Raw genomic sequence first — 16,670 nt, 5'->3', positions numbered from 1 at the left:
CGTCACCGCGTACCGTCCGCGGGCGACAGGGTCACCTCGACGGTCTTGGCGTTGTTGCCCTGCGCGTCGGTGTAGGTGACCTTGACCTTGTCGCCGGGCTGATGCGAGCGGACCGCGGCGATCAGCGCATTGCCGGAGTCGATGGGCCGGTCGTCGAGCCGGGTGATCACCGCGCCCTCGGGAATGCCCGCCTTGGCGGCCGGACCGTCCGGCGTGGACTCGAGCACCCGGGCCGCGGTGTCCTGCGGCCGCAGTTTGATGCCGATCTGCGCGTAGGTGGCGCGGCCGCTCTTGATGAGTTCGTCGGCGACGCGGCGGGCCTGATCCACGGGAATGGCGAAGCCCAGGCCGATGGAACCGCTCTGCGAACCGCTGCTTTCGCCCGCGCCGAGACTGGCGATGGCGGTGTTGATGCCGATGAGTTTGCCGCTGCCGTCGACCAGCGCGCCACCGGAGTTGCCCGGGTTGATCGCGGCGTCGGTCTGGATCGCGTCGATGACCGGATTCACCTGACTTGTCGCGCTCTCCCCCTGGGTGGAGACCGGCCGGTTGAGCGCGGAGACGATACCGGTGGTCACGGTGCCCGCGAGTCCGAGCGGAGATCCGATGGCGATCACCGGCTGGCCGACTTGGAGCCCAGCGGAGGCGCCGAGTTCGATCGGGGTGAGCCCGTTCTTGCCCTGCACCCGGATGACCGCGAGGTCGGAGACCGGGTCGGCGCCGACCAGGGTGGCGGGCGCGGTGGTGCCGTCGGAGAAGACGACCTCCATCTTGCTGCCGACGCCGCCGCCCGCCGCGACATGGTTGTTGGTCAGGATCAGGCCGTCGGAGGACAGGACTACCCCGGAGCCTTCGCCCTCGGCGCGATTGCCTGCCACCTTGATCATGACCACGCTCGGCAGCACCTTCTGCGCGACCGCCTGGGTGGAGCCGGCGGGGGCGTTCGAGACATTGCTGACGTTGGGCTTGGGCGCGTCGAGCGCGTTGGTGACCGGAGCGCGGCCACCGTCACCACCCGCGACCACCGCGCCGACCGCACCGCCGACACCACCGCTGACCAGCGCCAGCGCCACGACACCCGCGATCAGCCCGGTGCGCACCGGGCGACGCGGCGGTTGCGCGGCGCCGAAGGCCACGCCGGACCCCGATTCCGGCGGCGGCGGATATGCCGGGCCGGAGAAGCCCTGGTCCGCACCGTGCGCGGCGAAGGTGCGGGTATGGACATGCTGCGGTGCGGTGTGCCCGCTGGCCGCCTGCGGTGCATCGGGCATTGGCCGGCCCCAGATTGCCTGCTCACCGGTCTGCGATTGGGGTGCGGCCGGGATCTGCCGGGTCGGATGGTGGCCCGCACCAGTGCCCGAGCCCCCCGGCTCCCCTTGGCGATTCTGGAAATCCTCGGTCATGGTTTCTCATTTCTCCTCAACGTCTGTCCCAAGCTTGGCGACGACGGCTTAGAGCGGACTGAGACCGCGCTTTCAGTTCTCCGAGATGTGGCCACGCTACCCGGGCGCGTCCGCCGCGGTGTCGACCGGGACGGCCGCCTCACCGGGCAGCACCATGCGCATGAGAGTGCCGCCGCGGGCCGAGGTGTCCAGGGTGATGGTGCCGCCGTGTTTGGTGACGACCTGCTTCACGATCGCGAGACCGAGTCCTGAGCCGGGCATCGAACGGGCGGCCGTGGTCCGGTAGAACCGTTCGAAGACCAATTCGCGTTCGCCCGCCGGAATGCCGGGACCGGCGTCGTCGACCGACAATTCGAGCAGTCCGCGGCCGGTCTCGCGCATGGTCACGAAGACCTGCGCGCCCGCCGGACTCCATTTGGCCGCGTTGTCGAGGATATTGAGCACCGCGCGTTCGAGGCCCGCGTCGTGGCCGTAGACGAACCACGGACGCAGTTCGGCGACGAAATCGATGCCCGCGCGCCTGCGGCGCACCCGCTCCAGCGCGCGCTCGGTCACCTCACCGAGGTCGACCCGCTCGTAGATGGCCTCGGGCGCGTCCTCGCGGGCCAGGTCGACCAGATCCCCGACCAGTGTCGACAGTTCCTCGATCTGGGCCATCACGTCGCTGCGCAATTCGGCCATGTCCTCGTCGGGCACCCGCGGCGCGCCGGGCCGGCTCGAGGCGATGAGCAATTCCATGTTGGTGCGCAGCGAGGTCAGCGGCGTGCGCAATTCGTGGCCCGCGTCGGCGATGAGTCTGCTCTGGCGGTCGCGCGATTCGGCCAGCGCCCGCAGCATCGCATTGAAACTCTCGGTGAGTCTGGCCAGTTCGTCGTCGCCGGTGACCGGGATGGGGGTCAGGTCGTCGGTGCGCGCGATGCGCTCGGTGGCGGCGGTCAGGCGCGCGACCGGGCGCAGACTGGTGCGCCCGACCGCGGTGCCCATCGCGGCGGCGGCGATGACCCCGCAGCCGCCGACCACGAACAGCAGCCACGAAAGCCGGTCGAGGACTTCGCGGGTCGGTTCCAGTCGCTGGGAGATGACCAGGGTCGGCCCGGTCTTGGTGCTCACCGCGAGCACGCGCTGATTGTCGGCGGTGCGCAGCGACGAGACGCGCTCGCCCCGCGCGACGGCGAGTTCCGGTTCGCCGACCGGCGGTGTGGTGCGCTGCGGCGGGACGTAGGGCGGGTATTCGGGTCCGTAGATCAGCGCGATGCCGCTGTCGGTGTAGAAGGCCGCGGCGACCATGACGTTGAGGGTGTTGAACCCGTAGGCGTTGCTGGCGATGATCGCGTTGGCGCGGTCGTGCAACTGCTGATCGACATCGGCGTACAGCGCGCGCGCCACCAGGGCGTAGGCGGCGATGGATGTCACCGCGACCGCGACCGCGACCAGTGACGCGGCCAGCAGCGTGACCCGCCAGCGCAGCGACACCGACCGGGTGAGCGGCATGGGCGGGCGCATATCCGCGGGTTCGGACAGGCGCGGGCCGAGCGTGGCGATCGTGGATCGCCGGGGAACGCTTCGTCCCATGATCACGGAGGAGTTTCGCGTAGGACGTATCCGACACCGCGAACGGTGTGGATCAATCGGGGCTCGCCCTCGGCCTCGGTTTTGCGGCGCAGATAACCGATATAGACCTCGAGCGCATTGCCGGAGGTCGGGAAGTCGTATCCCCAGACCTCTTCCAGGATGCGGCTGCGGGTCAACACCCGGCGCGGATTGGCCATCAGCATTTCCAGCAGTGAGAACTCGGTTCGAGTGAGACTGATGGAACGTTCGCCGCGGGAAACCTCGCGGGTGACCGGATCGAGGGACAGATCCGCGAACTGCATGGCCTCTGAGGTCTCGCTCGGATCGGAGGCGCGGCGGCGCAGCAGCGCCCGCAGGCGCGCGAGCAATTCTTCGAGGGCGAAGGGTTTGGGCAGATAGTCGTCGGCGCCCGCGTCGAGCCCGGCGACGCGCTCGGAGACCGAATCGCGTGCTGTCAAAACCAGAATCGGCAGATCGTCGCCGGTGCTGCGCAGCCGACGGCACACTTCGAGACCGTCGAGGCGCGGCATCATGACATCGAGTACGAGGGCGTCGGGCCGCTGCGCGGTGGCCTTCTCCAGTGCGTCGACGCCGTCGACGGCGAGGTCGACGGAGTAGCCGTTGAAGGTCAACGAACGGCGCAGCGATTCGCGGACGGCCCGATCGTCGTCGACTACCAGAATGCGCATGCCACCAGTTTGACCGCACCGACTGAGAGCGCACTGAGAGGCGCACTTGCGACACGCCGTACCGGGATCCGCGGTGCGCGGAAGACCGGTCTACCGGCGGTGACCAGCGCATTTCTAATGAATCGTCCGATTCACGCCATCCGGGAAACCGGATTGTGTACGAAACACGTTCTGCTCAGCCATATTCGAGGCTTATCAACGGGGGTGCCCCAGATTGCCCTTGCCCAGCTAGCACGGTATGTTCCCTGCGGTAAAAAGAAGACCTCGAGTTGGTTCTCAGCAGGTTCATCCCATACTTATGTTGAACAGCCACAAGCCACCGGGGACCCCGCGCGGAGTGGAGGCGACGGAAGCGGATGGAATCATCACCGCGTTCCAGGCAATTCAGGCTGTCCAACTGGTCTGTCACCCGCAAGGTCGGCGTGGTACTGCTGCTACCGGTTGTACTGGCCTCGACGTTCGCGGTGTTGCGGATCAACGACGAGCTCGCCATGATTTCGCAGCTCGACGGCGCCGCCGCGCAGGCTCGGCTGCTGCGCCCGATGCTGGGATACGGCGCCGCCGCCGAACAGCTCGCGGTGACCGCAGTCACCTCGGGGGCGTCAAGTCCTGATATCGACAATGTCGGCGCCAAGTTCGATCAGGCCGCCGCCGATCTGGAAACCACGCTGCGCACGCTCGAGCCCAGCAATGTCACCAAGGAACTGACCGCCTCGCTGGCGGCGGGCCGCAACCTGCGCAACGGATTGCGCAGCAGTTCCCCCGTCACCATCGCCGAACAAGTCGGCGAGGTCGGCACCCGCATCATCAACGCGACCTCGGTATCGAGTTCGATCGAGGAAATCGTCATCCAGCGCTACTTCCTGCAACTGGGCCTGATGGCGAACGCCAGCCGCCTGCTGACGCAGGAATACATCATGGTCTCGACCCTGGACGCCGCGGGCAACAATCAGGCCGTCAAAGCCAATCTGCTGACGACTCTCGGCGCCGAGATCGTCGTCGTGAACATCTACGCGCAGCTGAGTCCTGATTCGGCGGCCAACGCCAGCGCCCTGATCGAAGCCGTGCAGACCCGCATCGGCGCGTTCGCCCAGAACGCCAATGCCTCGGACAATCCGGTGATCCAGGGCGCGCTCGACTCCAGCGTCACCGGCTACCGCGACGCCAAGTCCGCGCTGCTCGACCTGATCGACGTCAAACTCGCCGACCGGACCGCCGAACTGCGCAGCGTGGTGCTGCGCGATATCGCGATCGTGGTCGCCACCCTGCTCGCCGGTCTGGTGCTCGCCCTCGCGGTCGCTCGCTCGCTGGTCGTGCCGATTCGCCGACTGCGCCACGGCGCGCTCCAGGTCGCCCACGTCGACCTGCCCAACGAGATCGAGGTGGTGCGTTCCGGCGGAAGCACACCGGACACCAGCCAGATCGATATCGACACCACCGAGGAGATAGGCCAGCTGGCCCGCGCCGTGGACGACATCCACCTCGCCGCGCTCCACCTCGCCGGTGAACAGGCCCGTCTGCGATTGCAGATCGGCAGCATGTTCGAAACCCTCTCGCGCCGCAGCCAGTCCCTCGTCGAGCAGCAGCTCACCCTCATCGAGGAGCTCGAACACGACGAGGACGACTCCGATCGGCTCCAGAGCCTGTTCCGCCTCGACCACCTCGCCACCCGTATGCGCCGCAACGGCGACAACCTGCTGGTGCTCGCCGGTACCGCGCTGCGCCGCGGGCATCTGCCGCCGGTGCCGCTATCGGACATGCTGTGGAGCGCGGTCTCCCAGGTCGAGGACTACCAGCGCGTCGAGATCGGCACCGCGCCCGACGGCATCGTGCCCGGTGAACCCGCCGTCGACATCGAGCACCTGCTCGCCGAACTCATCGACAACGCGCTGCGCTACTCGCCGCCGACCACTCCGGTCGCGGTGTCGGTGGCCCGCGCGGTCGACGGCGGCTACCTGATCGAGATCATCGACCGCGGTCTCGGCATGTCCAACGAGGACCTCAAGACCACCAACGACCATCTCGCCTCCGGTGGTGAGGTCACCGTCGAAACCGCCCGCCGCATGGGCCTGTTCGTCGTCGGCCGTCTCGCCAAGCGCCACAACATCACGGTCAACCTGCGCCGCACCTCGGCCATGGCACAGCAGCCCGGCATCACCGCGAGCGTGCACCTACCCGGAACGCTCGTGTCCCCGGTGCCGATGTCACCCGAGAACGGTCCGCAGCACAACCCGCCCCTGCAACTGGCCTCCCCCGCGGCCACCGCGCCGCAGCCGCGGATGCTGGTCCCGGTGCCGAGCCCCGCACTGCCCGAGCACACCTCCTCCTACGAGGTGAGCAGTTCGCCCACCTCCTCGCTGCCGCAGCGCAGGCCCGCCATCCGGGTCGCGGCGCCCGCGGATCGCGAGAACACCTCCGGCTCCAGCCCGGTCATCGACATCGAGGCGACCGATCCCGGTCGCCTGTCGCGGCCCTTCAGGGACGACCGTGCGCGCCCGGCCGAGCCGCCCGCGCTGTCGTCCTCGGACTCGTACCAGTCGCGTTCGGCCGAGCCCGCGCACGTCGACGTCTGGGCCGAGACCTCGACCTACGCACCCGTGTCCGCCCCGCGAGCCATCGAACCAGAACCGATTTCCACCGCGGTGTCCCCCACAACCACCGCCACCGGTTTGCGTCCGGTCACCACCGAGTCGCCGACCCCGATCTATCAACGCATGGTCTCCGAATGGCTGGTCGAGCCTTCTTCCTCGAGCCCCGAGGACGCCGAAGAGGTCACCCCCTGGACTTCCCCGGCCGACGCGGGTTGGGCCGCGGCCGCCGAGGCGAGCAACCCGACGACGTCGGGACGCACCTCGGGCGGTCTGCCCATCCGCCAACCCGGCGCCCAATTGGTTCCCGGCGGGCTCTCGCCCGTCGAGGAGGCCAACACCCGGAATCCGGAAGAAATTCGTAACAGCCTGACCAGGCATCTCAGCGGGGTCCGCAGTGGACGGGCCGACGCCCAGTACAACGATGGAGGGCTTGCATGAGCGACAAATCAGGTACCACTACGGACGAGAACCTCAACTGGCTGGTCACCCGGTTCACCCGGGATGTTCCCGGCGTGACCCACGCCGTGCTCGTCTCCGCCGACGGTCTGCTCCAGGCCACCAGCCCGCATCTGCCCTCGGACCGCGCCGAACAGCTCGCCGCGGTGACCGCGGGTCTGGCGAGTCTGTCGACGGGTGCGGCGCAGTTGTTCAACGGCGGCAAGGTCATGCAGTCGATCGTCGACATGCAGCGGGGTTATCTGCTGGTGATGACGGTCGGCAACGGCTCGCACCTGGCCGTGCTGGCGAACAAGACGCACGATATCGGCCGCATCGGATACGAGATGGCACTGCTCGTGGACCGGGTCGGGTCCGTGGTCTCGGCCACCGCCCGTACGGCTGTCTGAGAGTGCGATGTCCAATCCTTCCGGCGGGGGGCCGGGAACACCCCCGACCCGCGTCCGCCCATACGCGCTGACTTCCGGACGTACCGAGCCGGCGGTCGACCTTCCCTTGGAGGCGGTCATCGAGACCATCTCCTACACTGCACATTTCGAATGGCCGGTCGGCGATCTGCGCACCGATATCGTGCGGCTCGGAACCGCGCGACTCTCGGTCGCCGAGATCTCGGCCAAATTGCAGCGACCCCTGGGCCTGGTCCGGGTCGTCATCGGTGATCTGGTGGTCGCAGGCACGCTGCGGGTGCATTCGACGCTGAGCGACCAGGCGAGCTATGACGAGCGCCGAATACTGATGGAGAGGACATTGCGTGGACTCCGCGCCCTATAACGCCCAGCCGTACGGCTCGGCCCCGATGGACAACCGCACCGCCTCGACGAAAATCGTTGTCGCAGGCGGTTTCGGCGCGGGCAAGACGACCTTCGTCGGCGCGGTTTCCGAAATCGTCCCGCTGCGCACCGAGGCGATGGTGACCGGCTTCTCCGACGGCATCGATGATCTCGCGGCCACACCGGGTAAGCAGACCACCACCGTCGCCATGGATTTCGGCCGCATCGTGCTGCCGGGCAACCTGGTGCTGTACCTGTTCGGCACACCGGGCCAGCGCCGATTCTGGTTCATGTGGGACGACCTGATCCGGGGCGCCATCGGCGCGGTGGTGCTGGTCGACACCCGTCGCATCGAGGACAGCTTCGCCGCGGTCGACTTCTTCGAGGCCCGCGGCCTGCCGTTCCTGGTGGCGGTCAACCGTTTCCCCGACGCTCCGCGCTTTCCGGTCGGCGAACTGCGCGAGGCGCTGTCGGTGCGCTCCGGCGTGCCGATCGTCGACATCGACGCGCGCAATGCGATGGAGGTGCGTCAATCGCTCGCCGCGGTCACCGAATACGCCATTCAGCGCCTCGCCGAGCTGCAACGCGAACAGCCCGTCGGCCAGGGGTAGTAGAGGAACCACGCGTGAGCTATTTCGCAATGGGCTACTGGGTGCTCGGTCTTTCGGTGCTTGTCGCGGCCGCGGGCGCGCTGGTCGGGTTCACGTGCATCAGGCAGTCGAAGAAGTCCGTCACCGCCCGCTTCCGCACGGTGTGGCTGACCGCGGCGGCGGTGTCGATCGGCGCGGTCGGCGTCTGGTTGGCCATATTCGTCTCGATGCTCGGCGTCAACGGTCCCGGCGGCGCGGTGTTCCGCTACGACATCACGCGTCTGCTCGGCGCGGCGGTGCTGGCCGGGCTCGCGATCTTCGCCGGTCTGATCTTCCTCGGCGACCGGTTGCAGTGGCCCAGGCTGATCGGCAGCGCGCTCGCGATGTCGGCGGGATTGGCGCTGACGATGTACGTCGGCATGGACGCCATCCAGGTCCGCGGCTCGGTGGAGCTGAAGTGGGCGCCGATCATCGGGTCGATCGCCCTGCTGACCTGCCTGTCGCTCATCACGCTGTGGTTCGTCCTGCACGCGTGGCCGCTGTCCGCGCTGGCGGGCGGCGCGCTGGTGTTCGGACTGGCCGTCATCGGCGCGCACTACCTGTGGTTGGCGGGGATCGATATCCGTGTGGATTCCCGGATCTCGGTGCCCGACGGCGAGGACCTGTTCACCTTCCTGGTTCCGATGTTCGTCGTGGGCATGCTCTCGCTGGCGGTGCCGATCACCGCGGTCCTGATCGCCCCGGATCGGCGCGGCGTGGCGACCATCCCTCCCGCCGCGCGAACACCCGAAGCGGGATTGCTGAGCTGATCCGACGCGAGCCGCGGCGATTCGCCGCGGCTCGAATTATGCTGGGCGACCGGCGGTCCGGTACGTGACGCGGGCGCCCGCCGATGTGATGCCGTACGGGAGGAGCCGGACGTGACGCCGGAGCAAGAGGCAGTGCTGCGCGATATCCAGGTCCAATTGCGCGGTCCCGGTCTCACGGGCTGGCCGCAACTCGGCGCGGGCGCCGACGGCCATGATCGCACTCTCGTCGAGGGTGTCGCCGCCGCACTGCGGCGCATCGAGGAGCTGGAGGACCAGGCCGCGGCACTGCGCGCCCAGGTGGGTGAATTGCGCACGGAGATCAGCGAATTGGAGGTCACCACGGCCGACCTCGCGAACGAGGTGCGCAGGCTGGAAGAGCGCCGCCTGCCGTGGCCGCTGTCGCTGATCGAAGGTCCTGCGGATTTCCTTGGCGCGCAATGGAATCGACTGGAAGCGCTACTGCCGGAACTTCCGGGACTCGGCCAAGCCGACCCCGGCGCGCCGAGTGCGGGCCGGGCGGATTCCCTCACCGATCGAGCGAAGGAGCGGTAGGCGCGGATCGCCGTTGTCTACGCTCGAATGTGCCCGCGGACACCGTATTCGGCGGATATTTCGGCCCGAACGACCGAGACTTTGGCGATGAGCGGGTTCTCCCGGAACCGGGAGAACCCGCCCTCTCGCATGAGGGTACCGGCGTGTGAGATCGATTTCATCACTTCCCGAAGACTTTTCCGGACCGCAAAATCAAACTCGCAGTATGTATTCGGTTCGGCAGTTACCGGCACGCAAGCGGTAACTTCAGAATAGCCCCATATGAATCACGCCATGCTGGTAACTGTTTGATTGCCATAGAGATCAACCGTGACACGCCCGAGCCACCGACACCCCGATGCGAATTCCCGCCCCGGGCCGAGTGCCTGGGTCGAATCACGGCCGAGGCGGGTGACCGGCGCGCGCGGTTGCGGAGTGTTCCGCGACCCCGCGGCGACAGCCTCGGCGGCGACCGCACGCACAGCACTGCGACGACTGCCGTGAGATGCCGGTCCGGTAGGATTGCGCAACCGGGACGCCACGGACGGATGTCCGCGCGGCCACCTCATCAGGAAGTCCGGGCTCTCGCGTGTGCGCGTGCGCGAGATGGCCCACCGAGGTGAACTACCCGGTGTGCACAAGTCGAGCTGGTAGACCTACCGATCCGGCAGAAGGAATTGCTTATATGGCAGTCAAGCGAGCACCGTCGAAGAAGGTCCGCGCCGAACAGGCCCGTCGCCCGAAGAAGAACCCACTGATCGCCGCGGGGATCGAGAAGGTCGACTACAAAGACGTGAACCTGCTGCGCACCTTCATCTCCGATCGCGGCAAGATTCGCAGCCGCCGGGTGACGGGGCTCACCCCGCAGCAGCAGCGTCAGGTCGCGGTAGCGGTGAAGAACGCGCGCGAGATGGCCCTGCTCCCCTTTACCAGCCGGTAACCAGCCAACCGCGCAACCCCTCGATCCCGAACGGCGCGAGCCGGGGTACCTCACCCCGGCTCGCGCCGTTTGTCATATACGGACACCCGCGAGTTGCCGACAACGCCCGTACCCTCCGGTAGCCAATGTCGAGCTATCGATGACAAGGGTTGCGATGGCGCGAATTCGCGGAAAACTTTCCTTTTAAAAGCGGTGTTCATTCCCGGGACATACCCGCGTCATCTCGGCCAACCGAATGTTCGGCTATCGATTGGCAATCGCTTGCTACCAGCCACTTCAGGTCGCTGAAGACGTGCAATGTCAATACCGCATCAAAAAACGTGACCTTCGTCACAGTCCCTTGTTATACAGGCGTTATAGCCATGTGATCTGATTCGAGAAATGAATGGCAGTGATACATTGATTCATACATAAATGACTGATTTCACCTCTCGGGGGTGGTAAAAATGACGGCATTATTTGCCGGAATGTCGACGATCGGAACCTACCGGCCCGATCGAATTGTTTCCAATTCCGAATTGATCTCCGACCTGGGGGTCGACGAAGAATGGATATTAACCCGAACCGGAATTTCCGAGAGGCGATTCGCGGATTCCCATGAAACCGTGATTTCGATGGCGATCGCCGCCGCGGAATCCGCACTGGCCGCGGCGAAAACGCCCGCCCGCAACGTCGATGCCGTCATCCTCGCGACATCCACCTATACCGATCAGACTCCGGCCGCCGCCCCCACCGTCGCCGCGGCACTCGGCTGTGACCGGCCCGCCGCATTCGACCTCAGCGCCGGATGCTCCGGCTACGCGCACGGCATCGGCCAGGCAACCGCGCTCGTCAATGCCGATCAGGCGGACACGGTGCTGGTCATCGGCTCCGAGAAGCTCAGTCAATTCCTCGACATGACCGAGCGCGCGGTGGCTCCCATCTTCGGCGACGGCGCGGGCGCCGCCCTGATCACCCGTACCGCCGAGGCGGGCGGTATCCGCAAGACCGTCTGGGGCAGCGACGGCGGCAATGCCCGGCTCATCCGGCAGCAGACCCCGTGGGAGGAACTGTGCGAGGCGCCGACGCGCGTCGGATTGCCGGTTATCCACATGGAGGGCACCGAAGTATTCCGCTGGGCGACCACGACGGTCCCCAAAATAGTTTCCGAGATTGCCGCGGCGGCCGGTATTCCCTTGACCGATGTGGAGGTATTCGTGCCGCATCAGGCCAATCTCCGAATCATCGACGGCGTCGCTCGCAAACTCGGCTGGAACAATGAATCCGTTGTCGTCGCGGACGATGTCCGGCATGCCGGGAACACCTCCGCGGCGGCACTTCCACTGGCCATCGACGATCTGGTGAAATCAGGTCGCGCAAAACCCGGACAATTGGCATTACAAGTGTCGTTCGGGGCAGGCCTCTCATACGCCGGACAGGTCTTCGACCTACCGAAGGTCGCCTGATCGGTTATTTACCGCTCCTTGAAAGTTGTGCGCGATGGCCACTTTGTTTTCCAGCTATGACGAGCCCCTCGGACCCCGTTCCGATCGTTATTTCGGTGAGGGCTACAAGAAGGTCTGTCCGGACCTGAACTCGATCCGTATCGCCCGATCCACCCGACCCGGCGCCAAGCACACCGGGATGGCCAGTCTCAGTTATCCCGCGGCGTGGTCTCGCAAGGAACACAGCGAACTCGTACCGCATGTCAGCAGCGTCGACACGATCGTGTTGGCTACCTCACTCTGTGACGCGGCGATCTCCCACGCCCGCGACCTGCGGCCCGCCGAGGCCGCGCGCATCTGGGTGCGGCACGCCTCGGTCCGCTCCGGCACGAATCCGCACGTGGATCTGGACAATATTCCGGTCACCGCCACGATCACCGGTACGACGGAGTCCGAGGACGAGGAATGTGAGACGACCTTCGCGTTCCGGGTCGGCAACCTGACCGGCACGCTGACAATGGCGCACCCGGCAGGCACCGGCGCGCTCGACCTTCCCGGATTCGACAATGTCGGCGCCCTGCGCGATGTGCACGGGCGGGGACCGCACTATTTCCTCGACGGCGTCAAGGACCACACGCTCACCGCCACGGATATCGTCATCGACGACGACGCGACCAGAATCACCGGCAGGCACGAGATCAGTGTCGGCGTGGAAGGCGGATACGTCGGCGCGGAATCCGCGTACTGGAATTCGGTCTCCCCGATCGATGTGATCGTCGGCGCCGCGCAGTTGTCCCAGATCCTGCTCTACCAGATGGATTCCCTGGATCGCGCGAGCAGCAACACCCTGTGGATGCGCAAATTGGAATTCTGCACCGACAGCCCGCGCAGGCCCACCTCCGAGGTCTTCGACGGCACCGTCGAGGTGCGCCGGGCGCCGGTGATCGATCGCGGCGGTAAGCGATGGCGCAGCGCCGATCTACTGATCAAGGAGTTCCAAGGTCTGACCGGCTCCTGCCTGCTGGCCCATCAGCTTCCCGAATAACGGGATAGCGCAACAGATTCGGGTCGTCATGCGCATCGTCGAAACCACAATCGTCCTCGAGCGCGCAGTCCGCGAGCGCGGCGAGGGCCGGATCGTCGGCGACGTGCCCGGGGGCATTCATCGCGAGCAGCGCGTTCAACAGCATGCCACGCGCGATGAATTCCCGGGCCCGCGCGGGCGAGCACCCGGTTCCGCGCACCAGCATCGCGTACAACTCGGCGACGAATCGCCTTGCGGCGGCAGCAATCTGGTGATGTCCGGCGGCGGCGCTGAAGCCTTGCAGCAGGACCACCAATACCTCGCGATCGTCGACCAGCTGTTCGTAGACCGCCCCGAGTCGCACCCAGACCCCCGGCGACGCGTTCGCCCGCGGATCGTCGAGGACCTCGCCGAAGGCGCGCAGCAGCGTATCGGCGGCCCGGTCGAAAACCTCATGGAAGAGTTCGGCTTTGCTGCCGAACATCCGCACGACGTACGGCTGGGACACCCCCGCCTCGAGCGCGACCAGATCCGTGCTGGTCCCCGCGTATCCACCGCGCGAAAACGCACGCGCCGCCGCCTCGAGAATCATCTCCCGGCGCTCGGCGGCGCTGAGTCTGGCCATATTGACAAGTTATCACCCGATTACTAGATTTTCCATCAGCTCACGGCCGGTTGCGAAGCTCGAATTCGTTTGGCTCCTGGCCGATTCGGTGCATACGAGCACCCTCGATGCAAGGATCGCGATGAAGGACACACCCGCGCTGCGATTGGCGATCACCGGCGCGCCGCGAACGGGTAAGACCACCGTGTGCACGGCGTTATCATTGGTCACCGGACTCGACTACGCCACGATCTCGAATCACCTGGCCGCGCCCACCGGCGAGCGCAGGCTGGCATACACCGTCGAGGCTCCGGTCCGGGCCTTCGAACAGCGCATAGACACCGAATCCCGTCTGACCGGCTTCATTTCCGACGGTTCGGTACTGCACGAATGGGCGGCGGCCGAGGCGCTGCGCCGCACCAGACGACTCTCGCATTGGATCCGCAATCCGCGTGATCTACCGTATCGGGTGTTCGAACAGCGGTTTCTCGGCGCACTCGCCGATATCGTGAACCGCCGGGCCCGCAGCACCTATCACGGATTCGTCCATCTCCGCCTCGACCAGGACAACACCGACGACGACGTCGACACCTTCCGCATCACCACCGACCAACTCCTACGCGACGCCATACACGATTCGGCGCTGCCGTATGTGGTCACCGCGGGAAGTATCGAAGACATCGTCACCAGTGTGGCCGGAATGTTTCAGCTGCCGCTGCTGATGCCGGTCACCGACGCGGTCACCGCAGCGTTGCACGCCGCGTAGGAAACCCGCCACCGACACAGACCGAAGGACCCGCTCCCCCATGGCAACCAACCGCTTCGACGCGCCACCGCAACGATCCGACAGTCCCATGTGGACGCTCGTGGTCGTCGCGCTCGCCACCTTCATGTTGATGCTCGACCTCACCGTCGTCAACGTCGCGCTGCCCGATATCCGCGCCGCGTTCGATTCGTCCTTCTCCTCGCTGCAATGGATCCTGGACGCGTACGCGCTCGGACTGGCCGCCGTGCTGCTGGCGGCGGGTTCGCTGGCCGACCGGCTGGGGCGCAAGAAGGTCTTCGACGCCGGTCTGGTGATCTTCGTCCTGTCCTCGCTGGCCTGCGGACTGGCCCAGAACGACATCACGCTCATCGTGGCGCGATTCGTCCAGGGCCTCGGCGGCGCCATCCTGTTCGCCGTCGGACCGGCCCTGCTCGGCAATGAATTCCGCGGCAAGGACCGGGGTATGGCCTTCGGCGTCTTCGGTGGCGTCGCCGGTCTCGCCATCGCCTTCGGCCCGCTCATCGGCGGCGGGCTCACCCAGAGCTGGGGCTGGCGCTGGATCTTCCTGGTCAACATTCCGGTGACCGTCGTCGCGCTGGTCATCGGCTACCTGAAGATGCGCGAATCCCGCAGCGACACACCGCCGCCGCTGGACTGGCCCGGCATGCTGACCTTCTCCGGCGGCCTGTTCCTGCTCGTCCTCGGCTTCATGCGCGGACAGCAGGACGGCTGGGGCAGTGCGCGCATCATCGGCTGCTTCGTTCTCGCGGTATTGCTGCTCGCGGTGTTCGCCGCCCTCCAGATCACCCGTCCCGGCCGGGCGATGTTCGACCTGAGCCTGTTCCGCAGCCGCACCTTCAACGGTCTGTCGATCGTGACCGCGCTGTGCGCGCTTTCGGTGATGCCCGCGCTGTTCCTGCTGATCTCCTATGTGCAGAACCTGCTCGGCTATTCGGCCTTCGCCAGCGGCGTGCGCTTCCTGCCGCTGACCCTGCTGCTGTTCGTCGCCGCGGCCGTCGCGGGCAGTCTGGTCGTCAAACTGCCCCCCGCCGCGCTGGTCGGCGCCTCACAGCTGTTGATCGCGGCGGGTCTGGCCGCCGTCCTGCTCGTCGACGTCGGCTCCAGCTGGACCGCGCTGATTCCCGGCATGGTGCTGATCGGCCTCGGCATGGGCATCTTCAATCCGCCCCGCGCGGCCTTCTCCATCGCGGTGACGACGCCGGACAAGGCGGGCATGGCCTCCGGCGTCAACGAGACCTTCCAGCAGGCGGGCCTCGCGATCGGCATCGCGGCGGTCGGCGCCTTCTTCCAGAACCGGGTGAGCAGTTCGTTCGGTGAATCCGAGGCCGCGCGCGCCGCATTCGGCGACAAGGTCGCCGAGGCCGGTGACGCGGTCGCCGCGGGCGGCCCGCACTCGGTGCTGACCGCGGTGCCGGAATCGGCCGCGGGCGCGGTGCGCGCGGCGGCCGAATCGGCGTTCGTCGGCGGCCTGCACAACGCGATGGTCCTCGCGGCGCTGGTCGCGGCGGTCTCGGGCGTCACCGCCCTGCTGACCCTGCGGCGCGGCGATCTGGACCAGGCCGCGCTGGAGACTCCCGGCGTGCCGACCGAGGTCGTCGCACCGGAGACCGCGCGGACCGGCGTGTAGCACCGTATCCACCAGGCGAAAGGGCGCGAACATGTATCTGGTCGGCGGACAGCGTCGCGATCACATCCGGCTCGCGATCTCGGGCACCTACGGCACCGGGAAGAGCACGACGACCGAGGCGCTGTCGCTGGCCACCGGCATACCGCGCACGCACGCCATGACCGCGCGGCAGCTGCTGATGGACATCGCGCCGGGCAAGACGCTCAACGAGCTCAACTCGGTCGAACTGCTCCAGCTCGGACTGCGGCGGTTCGAGGAGCGGCTGAACAACGAGTCGGGGACGGAATCGTTCGTCTCCGATGGTTCGGTGGTCCACGAATGGGTGTACGGCACCGCGCGATTGCAGATCGGCATCAACCCGGGCGCGGGACTGCTGACCAGAACGGTCAAGACGTTCTCGGGATTCGGCCGCAAGGCACCGGTGAGCGAGTACATCGAACTATTCGGCGAGATCGTCAAGGCCCGCGCCGCGCATCTCTACGACGCCTATATCCATCTGCCGGTGGAGTTCCCGCTGCCCGCCGACGGCCACCGGCCGGTGTCCGAACCGTTCCGCAAGCTCTCCGACGACACCCTGCTGTCGGTCATCCGTGGACTCGGCGTGCACTACGAAGTGGTGGGCGGCACCGTGCAGGAGCGGATCTCGAAGATCATCGAACTGTTCGACCTCGACACGGTGATGCCTGTCGAGGAGGCGATCGCGGAGGCGCACAGCCGGGTCGGCAAGACCATCAGCGCCATCGAACAGGACGCGCGTTACAAGGCCGCGCAGCGCAAGAAGTCGATCAAGAGCCGACTCGGCTACGCGTTGCGCTACTGATACCGCATGTGGGTCCCGGTCGCCGCCGAAACT

Annotated in this window: 16 protein-coding genes and 1 pseudogene; 13 read left to right on the top strand and 4 right to left on the bottom strand. The window is 66.8% G+C overall.

All coding sequences use genetic code 11. The features are described from left to right. Nucleotides 1-2 precede the first annotated feature (2 nt). The 3 genes from APZ21_RS27370 to APZ21_RS27360 all read right to left on the bottom strand — a co-directional run bounded on the left by APZ21_RS27370 (nt 3) and on the right by APZ21_RS27360 (nt 3,664). Complete coding sequence (locus APZ21_RS27370; protein WP_169812127.1) at nt 3-1,403, bottom strand: S1C family serine protease; 1,401 nt, start codon at nt 1,401-1,403, stop codon at nt 3-5. 96 nt (nt 1,404-1,499) lie between these two features. Next, nucleotides 1,500-2,975 carry an ATP-binding protein gene (locus APZ21_RS27365; protein ID WP_054816150.1) on the bottom strand — a complete coding sequence of 492 codons (1,476 nt, stop codon included), beginning with the start codon at nt 2,973-2,975 and terminating at the stop codon, nt 1,500-1,502. Nucleotides 2,976-2,977: 2 nt separating this feature from the next. Beyond that, on the bottom strand, nt 2,978-3,664 hold the full coding sequence (locus APZ21_RS27360) for a response regulator transcription factor (protein ID WP_054816149.1): 687 nt from the start codon (nt 3,662-3,664) through the stop codon (nt 2,978-2,980). Nucleotides 3,665-4,020: 356 nt separating this feature from the next. On the opposite strand from APZ21_RS27360, the gene APZ21_RS27355 reads away from it, so the two are divergent. From APZ21_RS27355 to APZ21_RS27315, 10 genes and pseudogenes are all read left to right on the top strand, one after another. Beyond that, entirely contained in the window at nt 4,021-6,693 is a 2,673-nt protein-coding gene (locus tag APZ21_RS27355) for an ATP-binding protein (RefSeq protein ID WP_054816148.1), read from the top strand. Further along, complete coding sequence (locus APZ21_RS27350; protein ID WP_054816147.1) at nt 6,690-7,100, top strand: roadblock/LC7 domain-containing protein; 411 nt, start codon at nt 6,690-6,692, stop codon at nt 7,098-7,100. The genes APZ21_RS27355 and APZ21_RS27350 overlap by 4 nt, the downstream gene beginning before the upstream one ends. Nucleotides 7,101-7,107: 7 nt before the next feature. Further along, nucleotides 7,108-7,482: a DUF742 domain-containing protein gene (locus APZ21_RS27345; RefSeq protein WP_054816146.1), complete on the top strand. Its 375-nt coding sequence runs from the start codon at nt 7,108-7,110 to the stop codon at nt 7,480-7,482. 25 nt (nt 7,483-7,507) lie between these two features. Next, a complete protein-coding gene (locus APZ21_RS27340) occupies nt 7,508-8,092 on the top strand; it encodes a GTP-binding protein (protein ID WP_054816145.1) in 585 nt (194 codons plus the stop codon). 14 nt (nt 8,093-8,106) lie between these two features. Continuing rightward, on the top strand, nt 8,107-8,880 hold the full coding sequence (locus tag APZ21_RS27335) for an MHYT domain-containing protein (RefSeq protein WP_082393491.1): 774 nt from the start codon (nt 8,107-8,109) through the stop codon (nt 8,878-8,880). 111 nt (nt 8,881-8,991) lie between these two features. Next, on the top strand, nt 8,992-9,432 hold the full coding sequence (locus APZ21_RS27330; RefSeq protein ID WP_156371361.1) for a hypothetical protein: 441 nt from the start codon (nt 8,992-8,994) through the stop codon (nt 9,430-9,432). A 447-nt stretch (nt 9,433-9,879) separates the two neighbouring features. Continuing rightward, nucleotides 9,880-10,065, top strand: a pseudogene (locus tag APZ21_RS33365) (uS14 family ribosomal protein); the annotation flags it as partial. A gap of 31 nt (nt 10,066-10,096) precedes the next feature. After that, the gene (gene rpsR / locus APZ21_RS27325) at nt 10,097-10,351 is read left to right on the top strand and encodes a 30S ribosomal protein S18 (protein WP_040738992.1); all 255 of its coding nucleotides are present in this window, start codon (nt 10,097-10,099) and stop codon (nt 10,349-10,351) included. Nucleotides 10,352-10,818: 467 nt separating this feature from the next. Continuing rightward, entirely contained in the window at nt 10,819-11,796 is a 978-nt protein-coding gene (locus APZ21_RS27320) for a beta-ketoacyl-ACP synthase 3 (protein WP_239476834.1), read from the top strand. Between the two features lie 34 nt (nt 11,797-11,830). Beyond that, nucleotides 11,831-12,820: an AvrD family protein gene (locus APZ21_RS27315; protein ID WP_054816141.1), complete on the top strand. Its 990-nt coding sequence runs from the start codon at nt 11,831-11,833 to the stop codon at nt 12,818-12,820. Here the strand turns inward: APZ21_RS27315 and APZ21_RS27310 are convergent. Further along, nucleotides 12,762-13,391: a TetR/AcrR family transcriptional regulator gene (locus APZ21_RS27310; RefSeq protein WP_239476833.1), complete on the bottom strand. Its 630-nt coding sequence runs from the start codon at nt 13,389-13,391 to the stop codon at nt 12,762-12,764. The genes APZ21_RS27315 and APZ21_RS27310 overlap by 59 nt on opposite strands. Nucleotides 13,392-13,545: 154 nt before the next feature. Here APZ21_RS27310 and APZ21_RS27305 point away from each other — a divergent pair, with 154 nt between their 5' ends. The 3 genes from APZ21_RS27305 to APZ21_RS27295 are packed head-to-tail and all read left to right on the top strand — an operon-like array spanning nt 13,546 to nt 16,637. Beyond that, the gene (locus tag APZ21_RS27305; protein ID WP_054816140.1) at nt 13,546-14,169 is read left to right on the top strand and encodes an adenylate kinase family protein; all 624 of its coding nucleotides are present in this window, start codon (nt 13,546-13,548) and stop codon (nt 14,167-14,169) included. A 40-nt stretch (nt 14,170-14,209) separates the two neighbouring features. Then, nucleotides 14,210-15,817 carry an MFS transporter gene (locus APZ21_RS27300; protein ID WP_054816139.1) on the top strand — a complete coding sequence of 536 codons (1,608 nt, stop codon included), beginning with the start codon at nt 14,210-14,212 and terminating at the stop codon, nt 15,815-15,817. A gap of 31 nt (nt 15,818-15,848) precedes the next feature. Then, nucleotides 15,849-16,637, top strand: a complete 789-nt coding sequence (locus APZ21_RS27295; protein WP_054816138.1) for an AAA family ATPase — start codon at nt 15,849-15,851, stop codon at nt 16,635-16,637. Nucleotides 16,638-16,670 lie beyond the last annotated feature (33 nt).

The organism is Nocardia arizonensis, assembly GCF_001310275.1.
In the GTDB taxonomy this organism is placed as follows: domain Bacteria; phylum Actinomycetota; class Actinomycetes; order Mycobacteriales; family Mycobacteriaceae; genus Nocardia; species Nocardia arizonensis.
The sequence above is the reverse complement of the archived record's forward strand: the minus strand, read 5'-3'. Positions and strand labels throughout refer to the sequence as shown.

Bases quoted from the DNA above. Each gene is read 5' to 3' on its own strand.
- APZ21_RS27340 (WP_054816145.1), top strand. From the start codon at position 7,508: ATGGACAACCGCACCGCCTCGACGAAAATCGTTGTCGCAGGCGGTTTC.
- APZ21_RS27345 (WP_054816146.1), top strand. From the start codon at position 7,108: ATGTCCAATCCTTCCGGCGGGGGGCCGGGAACACCCCCGACCCGCGTC.
- APZ21_RS27365 (WP_054816150.1), bottom strand. From the start codon at position 2,975: ATGGGACGAAGCGTTCCCCGGCGATCCACGATCGCCACGCTCGGCCCG.
- APZ21_RS27295 (WP_054816138.1), top strand. From the start codon at position 15,849: ATGTATCTGGTCGGCGGACAGCGTCGCGATCACATCCGGCTCGCGATC.
- APZ21_RS27305 (WP_054816140.1), top strand. From the start codon at position 13,546: ATGAAGGACACACCCGCGCTGCGATTGGCGATCACCGGCGCGCCGCGA.
- APZ21_RS27350 (WP_054816147.1), top strand. From the start codon at position 6,690: ATGAGCGACAAATCAGGTACCACTACGGACGAGAACCTCAACTGGCTG.
- APZ21_RS27315 (WP_054816141.1), top strand. From the start codon at position 11,831: ATGGCCACTTTGTTTTCCAGCTATGACGAGCCCCTCGGACCCCGTTCC.
- APZ21_RS27355 (WP_054816148.1), top strand. From the start codon at position 4,021: ATGGAATCATCACCGCGTTCCAGGCAATTCAGGCTGTCCAACTGGTCT.
- APZ21_RS27300 (WP_054816139.1), top strand. From the start codon at position 14,210: ATGGCAACCAACCGCTTCGACGCGCCACCGCAACGATCCGACAGTCCC.
- APZ21_RS27310 (WP_239476833.1), bottom strand. From the start codon at position 13,391: ATGATTCTCGAGGCGGCGGCGCGTGCGTTTTCGCGCGGTGGATACGCG.
- APZ21_RS27370 (WP_169812127.1), bottom strand. From the start codon at position 1,403: ATGACCGAGGATTTCCAGAATCGCCAAGGGGAGCCGGGGGGCTCGGGC.
- APZ21_RS27360 (WP_054816149.1), bottom strand. From the start codon at position 3,664: ATGCGCATTCTGGTAGTCGACGACGATCGGGCCGTCCGCGAATCGCTG.
- APZ21_RS27320 (WP_239476834.1), top strand. From the start codon at position 10,819: ATGTCGACGATCGGAACCTACCGGCCCGATCGAATTGTTTCCAATTCC.
- rpsR (WP_040738992.1), top strand. From the start codon at position 10,097: ATGGCAGTCAAGCGAGCACCGTCGAAGAAGGTCCGCGCCGAACAGGCC.